This is a genomic window from Comamonas koreensis (assembly GCF_014076495.1).
In the GTDB taxonomy this organism is placed as follows: domain Bacteria; phylum Pseudomonadota; class Gammaproteobacteria; order Burkholderiales; family Burkholderiaceae_C; genus Comamonas; species Comamonas squillarum.
Window position 1 is genome coordinate 3,391,085 of record NZ_CP043575.1, and the last position, 8,747, is coordinate 3,399,831.

Genomic DNA, 8,747 nt, shown 5'->3' on the forward strand with positions numbered 1-8,747 from the left:
GGCCAGCGTCTGCAGACTTCGAGTGCTGACCACGCCTTGCGGCAGATCATGCCCGCCTTCTGCGCCCAAGCACGGGACTCGCCTTTGCAGATGCGACACGCAACCGCGCTGCATGCGAACCGCCGCTTACATGTGTACGCCATCGCTTTGGTGCCGTGATGAACCCACACCCCCGTTTCCCAGCAAAAGGCCGCCCGAAGGCGGCTTGTGAGGGCGACAGCCCGAGCCGCTATACGCGACGGCGGCCCTTGCCTGCCACACCGACCATGCCCATCGCCGCCAGCAGGCCGGAGGCCAGCAAGATGCCCCATGTGCTGACGCTAGGCACCGGTGTAGGCGCGACGACCGTTTGCACAAAGACCTGGCTGTCCTCTGCCGGGTAATTTGCATCACCGCTGTACCGCGCCACAATCTCATGTGCCCCCAACGCATACAGCTTGTTCGTGGTCAGGCTGGCTGCGCCATCCACCAAGGGGGCAACGCCCAGCGAAGTGGTGCCGTCAAACACTTCCAAGCTGCCCGTGGGCACAGGCGCAGCCTTGGTCTGCAGCGCAGCACGCTTGGCAGCATCAAAGGCTACCGCTACGCCAAAGGTCACGTTCTGACCAGGCTGCGAGGGATTGAGGCTGGACGAGACCGTGATCGACGAGCCCCCTTGGCCGACTGCAATGGTCTGCTGCACCTGCTCAGCCGCATCAAAATTGGCATTGCCCAGCTGGTTGGCATTGATCACGCAGTTGCCCACGCCGTTGAACTCCACCACGGCCGCAGTCACGCTACAGACAGAAGCACTTGCAGCGTCAATCGCAAAAGTCACCGCATTGCCGGATTGACCGCCGGTGGCTGTCACCGTGTAGGAACTACCGACCTTGGGTGTCGCAGGGACGTTGGAGCTAAAACTAATCACCTGCGCACCCTTGCTAACGGTCACATTCCGCTGTATTTGCGGGGCGGCCAGGTAGTTGTCATTGCCAGCCTGGTCCGCCTGGACCGTGCAGACCCCCGCAGCAACCATGGTGATGACCGAGCCATTGGCCCCGCCTGACGAGCAGATCGCAGCACTGGCCGGCGCAACACTGAACGTCACCGGCAGGCCCGAGGCTCCACCGGTAGCCGCCACCGAGAAGGTGCCGTTCTCACTGTAGGCCGGAGCAGCGGGAGTCACATCGATCGCGGAAATCACTTGTGCAGCTTTGGTGATGGTGACATTCAAAGTTGCCTCAGTGGCAGCGTTGTAATTGGTATTGCCGGCCTGGTTGGCCAACAAAGCACAGACCCCACTACCCAAGATGGAGACGGTGTTGCCACTGATCGAACACACTGCACTGCTGGACGCTGCCACGCTGAAGACCACTGGCAAACCGGAGGCGCCGCCAGTGGCAGCCACCGAGAACGAACCACCGGCGCTGTACACCGGGCTGGCAGGGGTCGCAATAAAGGCGGAAATAGCTTGCGCGGCTTTGCCGATGGTGACATTCAATGAGGCCTGGCTGGCCACGCTGTAGTTGGCATTACCCGCCTGGTTGGCCTGAAGCGCACAAACGCCGCTGGCAGCCATAGTGACGGTGCTGCCTGCGACGGTGCATACACTTGGGGTCGTCGAGCTGTATACCACTGGGTTGCCAGAGCCACCGCCAGTGGCCGTGACGGTAAATGTGCCGCCTGGGGCATAGACAGGGCTGCCGGGGATTGCCGCAAAACCGCTGATGGCCTGACTGCCTTGTGCGATGGTCACGGTATAAGCCCGTGAACCACTGAAGCCGTTGCTGGACGTCGCTTGCACCGTGAAGTTAAACGAACCTGCCGCTGTCGCTGTTCCGGACAGTACGCCTGCAGGAGAGAGCGTCAGCCCAGTGGGCATTGTGCCTCCCGTTACCGAGAAGGTGTAGGGACCAGTGCCACCATTAGCGCTCGTTGCCGTCAGGGTCTGCGAGTACGCGCCATTGAACGCGCCGTTGGGCAAGGTAGCCGGATTGACGCCGACGGCTACGGTCACACAGCTCAGATTGGCGTTGACCACATTGCTGCTGATGGCAGTACCGGATGCATTGGCCACGCTGCACAGCTGCCCCGAAGGCGCACTTGAAACACTGATACTCCAGTTGGCACCTTGTGGAAGCTGCGTAGCAAAGTTGTAGCTGCTAGCGGCTTGCGCCACCACGACTTGCTGGGAACTAGCAGGATTGGTTGCATTGAGCTGCAATGTGACGCTGGCAGTCTGCCCTGAAGCAGCTCCGCCCACAGAGAATGTACTTGGCGCAAAACAAAGAAGTGCTGCGCCATTTCCGGCCTGCACGCCATTGTTAATAGTGACTGCCGACATACCGGTAGCCCCTGAGGAGCCACCGGCACCGCCGCCGCCACCACCATTCCAGTTTTGCTGGCAAGCTGTGGTACCTACACCGGCGCCGCCACCGCCTGCACCTACAGTGGCACCGCCACCGCCACCGCCGCCAAACCCGGCGCCGCTGAACGAACCAGAAAAGTTGAACGAGTCACCACCATCGCCATTGCTGGCGTTGCCGGGCGTAGCGGGGAAGGTACCACACCCTCCACCGCCAGTACCACCGGTGCCTACCGTGCCGCCTGCGCCGCCAAAGGGGCCAGGGCCACCAGGTACTGTGGCACCTGCGCCGCCAGTTCCACCTCCACCTACACCGCCATTGCCACCGGCAATGACATTGGCGGTGCTCCAGCCCGCATTGCCGCCACCACCGCCTCCGCCTGCTATTGCAACCCGGTTGCCGATGCCATTACCGCCTATGCGAAGGTCTGTCGCCCCACCGCCAATACCATCAGCCCCCTGGCCAATGCCGCCAGGGTTGACGGCCTGCGATCCCTGCCCACCGACCCAGACGGACAAGGTGGCACCAGGAGTAACAGCCACAGTGCCTCGCACACGCCCGCCAAGTCCGCCACTGCCGCCGGGCGAATTGGGGCTACCGCCAATGGTCCCCGCTCCGCTACGGCCTGAACCACCCTGCGCTCCGCTGAGGTAGGCCGTGAGGCTAAAGACACCGGCAGGCACTGTGACGGTCTGCTCTCCGCCTGTGAATCCGAAGGCCGCAGGCGTCTCACCTACTGCGCAGCTCTGTGCGTTGACCGATGCAACACCCAGCAAAGCAGCAAGACCGAGAAGCCATGAAGCACCTCTTTGCAGGCCCCTCTGCGACATAGGGGGAACACTGCGTTTCGCTGCAGATGCATCGCGTAATACATTGGGTATGCGCATGGGAGACCTTGCGGTTAAAGAATCGTCACATAGCAAAATGTTGCGTGCGCATCATTTTGTTGCAAGTTGACGTGCGCGTAATTTAGTGGGTATTTACTATTTTTACCATCCCCAAAAATAGTGATATTTATGTAGCCAAGCATGTATTTCACCCTTGAGTACCAGCACCTGGCCTACAAAAAAGCGAAAAGCTATCGATATCGCTGAAAATTCAACGAATAAGCATTTCCGCGCTACCCCATGCTCGACATCAGCGTGGACACCCTGCCGATCTTGGCTGCATCGGGTTATCCGGAGGGAACTTCAACGCTGACCCCGCTGAAAGGCCGCCTCGCCGCGCAGAAATCCCAGCCATCACCGGACAGAAGTCACTTGGCATCAAGTGGCAGCGCACTCGCCAGCCACCGGCCAGTAATAGCTGTCCGGCATGGCCCGCGCACCAAAAATCGCCTGCCCCACACGCACGACGGTAGCACCCTCCTCCACCGCCATCTCGTAGTCCCCCGACATGCCCATCGACAGCCCATCCAGGCAGATACCGGCCGGCGCGTCCTGTCGCAGCTGATCGCGCAAGCCACGCAGGCGCACAAAGCACTGGCGCACCTGCGCGGCCTCGGCAGAAAACAGCGCCAAGGTCATCAGCCCGCGCACACGCAGCGCAGAGAAAGCGGGCAGCGCCTTGACGAATGCAGCAGCTTCCTCAGGCGGCAGGCCATACTTGCTCGCCTCGCCCGAGGTGTTGATTTGCACAAAGACATCCAAGCTGCGCCCTTCCACTTGCAGGCGCCGCTCGAGCGCCTCGGCCACACGCAGGCTGTCCAGCGCCTGAAACTCGGTTGCAAAACGCGCCACCAGCTTGGCCTTGTTGGTTTGCAGGTGGCCGATGACCGACCACTGCAGATCGGGCAAATCCTGCATTGCCTCCCACTTGCCATAGGCCTCCTGCGGCTTGTTCTCGCCCAGCATGCGGCAGCCGGCGGCATAGGCCAGGCGCAGGCTGGACTCGGGCTTGGTCTTGCTCACAGGCAACAGGCGCACTGCCGCCGGGTCGCGCCCCACCCGCTGGCAGGCCGCCGCGATGCGGGCCTGGACGATGGCCAGGTTGTGGCGAAAGTCATCGACGGACTCGGCCTGTGGCCAGCGGCCATGCTGGTCATGCCGGGTCGAGGTGGTGAACTGACTGTGTGCTTTCATGCCAATGCTTTCTCTGGTGCGTAGGTGCGAGCCTGCCGGCAGATCAATCGCAGTGCTGCAGTTCAATGATGGCAAAGCCGCTGCGAGCGATCTCTTGCTCCACCGATGGCGCAGCCGCTTGGACGTGGCAAAAGCGGCATGCCTGCGCTGTCAACGATTCAGCTGGCAGCTGCTTGGCGGCCAGATAGCGGCGGCCATGCGCCAACACGGCATCGATCCCCTTATCGGGCTCCTGGTCACGCACGAGGATATCGAAATGCATTCTGCGCCCGTCGGGCCGCAGCACATAGGTGTCAAACACAGCAATCTTCATTCAGTACCTCTTGGGCAGCAACAGGTCGATGGGGAGCGCAGGTGCAGAGCTCACTTCAGCGCAACCTTCGGAAAATCCACTGGCACATCCAAGGCAACATTGATGTAGTTGGTAAACAGGTTCAAAGCCACATGCGCGATGATCTCAACCACCTGCTCGTCGCCAAAACCGACCTGGTGCAGGCTGGCAATGTCGGCATCGCTGATCTGCGCACGCTGCGCCACCACCTTCAACGCAAACGCCAACGCAACTGCGGTTTTGGCATCACCCGAATGGCCAACCTGGGCGGCCGACATATCGGCCAGGCTGGCACCGGCCTTTTGGCCCAGCACCGTGTGGGCGGCCAGGCAGTATTCGCAGCGGTTGTAGTTGGCAATGGCAACCGCCAGTTGCTCGCCAAGCTTCGCACCAATGCTGCCCTTGCCCAGCGCGCCAAAGGCGGCCCACATGCTGTGCAACGCGGCGGGAGAGTTGGCGACCGCCTTGAACATATTGGGCGTGGCACCAAAGGCGCTGTGGATCTGGGCCATCACGGCTTGGCTGGCGGCGGGGGTGTTGTCGGTAGAAACGCGGGACATGAAAGACTCCTGAAGGGGTTGAAACGCAGAGCCAGTATGCGTGCCCCAAATGTATAATTTGGACTAACTAATTCACAAATAACACCAATTCGTACATCATGCAGCCCCCAGCCCCTATCGACCGCCTCTCCAGCATCCTGGAGCGCTTTCGCGTCAAGGCGCAGCTGCACCACTCCGGCGCGTTGTGCGGACTGACCCACTTTGATGCCGGTGAGGGCTTTGGCTACCTGCATGTGCTGCGCCGTGGCGAGCTGGAAGTGAGCCACCCCGGTGCCCGCGATGTGCCGCAATTGCTGCGCTTTGACGAGCCCACCGTGCTGCTCTACCCTGCCCCGTTCACGCATCGCTTCCACAACCCGCCGCAAGAAGGCGCCGACTTCAGCTGCGCGCGCCTCGTGTTTGAAGGCGGGTCGGCCAACCCGCTCGCCCGCTCACTGCCGCCTTTAATAGCTTTGCCGCTGGCCCAGGTGCCCGGCATGGACATGGCGCTGCAACTGCTGCTGTCCGAAACCGGCCAGCTGCGCTGCGGCCAGCGCCTGCTGGTCGATCGTCTGTTTGAAGTCGTCGTGATCCAGCTGCTGCGCTGGCTGCTGGACCACCCGCAGGACGCGGGCATCCGCCCTGGCCTGGTCAATGGCATGTCCGACCCACGCTTGGCCCGCGCCCTGGTCGCCATGCACGAAGCCCCAGGCGACGCCTGGACCTTGGAGCGCATGGCAGCGCAAGCGGGCATGTCGCGCACCGCGTTTGCCAACACCTTTCGCGATCTGGTGGGGCAAACGCCTGCCGATTATTTGACAGGTTGGCGTGTGGCACTGGCCCAGAACGGGCTGCGCGAGAGGCGCTCGATCAAGGTGCTGGCGGAGGAGCTGGGGTATGCGAATCCGTCCGCCTTGTCGCGGGCGTTTGCGGGGAAGGTGGGGGTGTGGCCTCGGGAGTGGTTGGCGACGCTGGTTCAAGCCCATCCTTAAGCTGCACCTCGGCTCTGCACATTGACGCTCGGAGACACATGTTTTATGGATCTAATGAACCAAGGGCATCTCCATGGAATATTTGCCCACCAACCTTTCACTGTGAAAATCACTAATTTTGGGGATTGCACGTAAAAGAACTCTTATATCAAATGTTATTTTTTATATAAGAGGCTAAACAATGCGCGTTCTTCATACTCTCAGGATCGGTATTCTTTCTGCAGGGCTGGCATCAGCAGGCTTGGCCAATGCTGCCGTAGAGACATTTTTCGGAGAGGATGCTGTTAATGGATCTGCCAGCGCACCCAGACCTCAATCCGATGCCGCGCGGGATGCATTTATTGCGCGACTGAATGGCGCAAACACTGAGAATTTTGATGCGATCAGTGCAGGCACGCCGGCGCCATTTTCTGTGAACATGGGCGCATCTGGAACCGCAACTCTTTCCGGATCAGCAACGGTTACCAACTTTTTGGGAAGTGGCAGATTTGCTACGTCCGGCTTCAACTTTATAGAGACCAGCACCAACTTCACCATTAGCTTCTCATTGCCACAGACCGCTTTTGGATTCTATGCGACAGACATATCCGATTTTGGCGGACAGTTGAGCATCACCTATTCAGATGGCACATCCAGTACAGTTGCCGTCCCACATAGCAATCCCGCCACAGATGGCTCAGTATTTTATTATGGCCTCATAGATATGGACAATCCATTTGTCTCTGTTGTTTTTAATAACAGTAATGCAACGGATATCTTTGGCTTTGATGATTTAACTGCTGGCACTGCAGCCCAGGTGATTCCGCCGGTTTCTATCGCCACTGCAAGTCTGCCAGCAGGAATGCATGGCAAAGACTATTTACCATTTACTGTAGAAGCAACTGGCGGACTCGCTCCGTTGACTTGGAGCGCAAACAATCTTCCTGCTGGACTTCTTCTTGACCCGGTAACCGGCGTCTTATCTGGCAGACCTACACAGAGCGGCACATTCACGGTGGATATTTCCGCAACGGATGCCAGTAGCCCCACGTCGCTCAGCGATACCAAGTCGTTCACGATAGAAATCACAGCGGTGCAAGCAACTGCAGCTCCCACACCGGTGCCAACCCTCGGTATCTGGGCTACCGTTGCTCTTTCGTCCCTGCTTGCGCTCTTTGGTTGGACGCGCCGCCGCCAGTATTAATCTGGCTGAGAATGCGCCCGCAGATCCCGTGGCTACTGGCCTTGCACCCAGCGGCAAATGACAGACCTAGATGCCTGAAGGGCGTAAAAAAGCCCGCTATACAGCGGGCTCAGCAGGGAATGCCTTCAAGCTAATTCTGGCTTACTTTCTAAAGCCAGCTCACTCCCACTCCAATATATACAAGGACTTTAAGCTGTTGATTAACAAAGATTTTTCGATTGATCAAAATCGAATAACCATCTTGCTAACCATCAGCTATTACTGCTCTAACTTGCTCGACTTTGCCATTTACAAGCTGGCCACATGATGGTTAAGCAGCGATCCTCACATCGAATCTGGTTTCCTCGTTCATCTTACGGGCGCCGAGGGCAAGCTGAGCAGCCTTGACATAGGCCTTGTGGAAAGACTCCGCCTTGCTCTGCATGTCCTTGGACAGGGTGATCCCATCGTCGCCCAAGGCGGTCATGTAGGCCTTGTAGCTTGAGCTCATGGCCTCAGTATTGCGGAACTCGCCCTGCAGGACCTTGGAGAATTTTTGGACCACCTCTTGGATGGCCTGGTCGGTCATCTTGCTGGGTGCGTCGTGAAGCGTGACGATGATGTTGGACATTTGGACTCCTTGTTGATGGAGCCCGAAGTGTAGCCAAACACTGTATTTATGTACAGTATTTTTACTTCTTACCCTCCTTCGGAGGGCAAGGAAAGGCGTCCTGCAATGCTTCGATCGTGAGATCCACCGCCGGCTGATGGCGTTTTTTCGCATTGTCTTGAAGATGGTTGTAGACAACATCAACGATCTGTCCTCCAGTGACAGTATGCGGAATGCAAAAAAGAATTTTATTTAAACTATCAATAACTCCTCTCACATAGCCATAACCCAGCGCCTGATCAAACACCGCGTCGGCAGGAGGAGGGCCTCCTGCTGGTGTCGGCTGTTTGAAGTCATATAGCGCTTTGAAAAGTTTATTTCCTGAATAGGTTTCTGCATGTGCCCCCAATGAACACAAGGTAGCAGCAAGTACAAGCGCAATAGCTTTCATGACGTTCCAGCCAATAATGATTCCACCCATTATGGACAATTCTGTAACTCCAATTAACAATGGCACAATGAAAGCTGCATTTTTTATCCTTGCCTCTGCGCTATCCCTCACGGCATGCGGGTCCTGGTCCCATCCACAGTACACAGGGGACGCTGGCCGTGCGCAGTTTGAGCGCGACAAGGCTGAGTGCGTGCAGTCCGCGCAAAGCAACGCGAAGGCGCAACCCGCTGCAGCTG

9 protein-coding genes are annotated in these 8,747 nt (G+C 58.6%); 3 read left to right on the plus strand and 6 right to left on the minus strand.

What is annotated here, in order from left to right:
* Nucleotides 1–229: 229 nt before the first annotated feature.
* Nucleotides 230–2,056 carry an Ig-like domain repeat protein gene (locus F0Q04_RS15335; RefSeq protein WP_182341837.1) on the minus strand — a complete coding sequence of 609 codons (1,827 nt, stop codon included), beginning with the start codon at nt 2,054–2,056 and terminating at the stop codon, nt 230–232.
* A 321-nt stretch (nt 2,057–2,377) separates the two neighbouring features.
* Between F0Q04_RS15335 and F0Q04_RS24195 the strand changes: the two genes are divergently transcribed.
* Nucleotides 2,378–2,974 carry a hypothetical protein gene (locus F0Q04_RS24195; protein WP_182341840.1) on the plus strand — a complete coding sequence of 199 codons (597 nt, stop codon included), beginning with the start codon at nt 2,378–2,380 and terminating at the stop codon, nt 2,972–2,974.
* Nucleotides 2,975–3,610: 636 nt separating this feature from the next.
* Here F0Q04_RS24195 and F0Q04_RS15345 read toward each other — a convergent pair.
* Genes F0Q04_RS15345 through F0Q04_RS15355 form a run of 3 tightly spaced genes read right to left on the minus strand, consistent with a single transcriptional unit; the run spans nt 3,611 to nt 5,317 of the window.
* On the minus strand, nt 3,611–4,426 hold the full coding sequence (locus F0Q04_RS15345; protein WP_116924079.1) for a YggS family pyridoxal phosphate-dependent enzyme: 816 nt from the start codon (nt 4,424–4,426) through the stop codon (nt 3,611–3,613).
* A 43-nt stretch (nt 4,427–4,469) separates the two neighbouring features.
* On the minus strand, nt 4,470–4,739 hold the full coding sequence (locus F0Q04_RS15350) for a DUF2024 family protein (protein WP_116924080.1): 270 nt from the start codon (nt 4,737–4,739) through the stop codon (nt 4,470–4,472).
* Nucleotides 4,740–4,789: 50 nt separating this feature from the next.
* Nucleotides 4,790–5,317, minus strand: a complete 528-nt coding sequence (locus tag F0Q04_RS15355; protein WP_182341843.1) for a carboxymuconolactone decarboxylase family protein — start codon at nt 5,315–5,317, stop codon at nt 4,790–4,792.
* A 98-nt stretch (nt 5,318–5,415) separates the two neighbouring features.
* On the opposite strand from F0Q04_RS15355, the gene F0Q04_RS15360 reads away from it, so the two are divergent.
* Nucleotides 5,416–6,288 (plus strand): AraC family transcriptional regulator, encoded by an 873-nt coding sequence (locus tag F0Q04_RS15360; protein WP_182341846.1) that lies wholly within the window; start codon nt 5,416–5,418, stop codon nt 6,286–6,288.
* A 181-nt stretch (nt 6,289–6,469) separates the two neighbouring features.
* Nucleotides 6,470–7,471: an IPTL-CTERM sorting domain-containing protein gene (locus tag F0Q04_RS15365; RefSeq protein WP_182345726.1), complete on the plus strand. Its 1,002-nt coding sequence runs from the start codon at nt 6,470–6,472 to the stop codon at nt 7,469–7,471.
* A 310-nt stretch (nt 7,472–7,781) separates the two neighbouring features.
* Here F0Q04_RS15365 and F0Q04_RS15370 read toward each other — a convergent pair whose 3' ends face one another.
* Together F0Q04_RS15370 and F0Q04_RS15375 are read right to left on the minus strand one after the other, a co-directional pair.
* The gene (locus F0Q04_RS15370) at nt 7,782–8,081 is read right to left on the minus strand and encodes a hypothetical protein (protein WP_182341849.1); all 300 of its coding nucleotides are present in this window, start codon (nt 8,079–8,081) and stop codon (nt 7,782–7,784) included.
* Nucleotides 8,082–8,142: 61 nt separating this feature from the next.
* Nucleotides 8,143–8,622: a Rap1a/Tai family immunity protein gene (locus F0Q04_RS15375; protein ID WP_182341852.1), complete on the minus strand. Its 480-nt coding sequence runs from the start codon at nt 8,620–8,622 to the stop codon at nt 8,143–8,145.
* Nucleotides 8,623–8,747: the final 125 nt, after the last annotated feature.

What these genes read in the sequence shown, in the direction of transcription:
- F0Q04_RS15345 (WP_116924079.1), bottom strand. Translation starts at nt 4,426, where the DNA reads ATGAAAGCACACAGTCAGTTCACCACCTCGACCCGGCATGACCAGCAT.
- F0Q04_RS15350 (WP_116924080.1), bottom strand. Translation starts at nt 4,739, where the DNA reads ATGAAGATTGCTGTGTTTGACACCTATGTGCTGCGGCCCGACGGGCGC.
- F0Q04_RS15365 (WP_182345726.1), top strand. Translation starts at nt 6,470, where the DNA reads ATGCGCGTTCTTCATACTCTCAGGATCGGTATTCTTTCTGCAGGGCTG.
- F0Q04_RS15360 (WP_182341846.1), top strand. Translation starts at nt 5,416, where the DNA reads ATGCAGCCCCCAGCCCCTATCGACCGCCTCTCCAGCATCCTGGAGCGC.
- F0Q04_RS15370 (WP_182341849.1), bottom strand. Translation starts at nt 8,081, where the DNA reads ATGTCCAACATCATCGTCACGCTTCACGACGCACCCAGCAAGATGACC.
- F0Q04_RS15355 (WP_182341843.1), bottom strand. Translation starts at nt 5,317, where the DNA reads ATGTCCCGCGTTTCTACCGACAACACCCCCGCCGCCAGCCAAGCCGTG.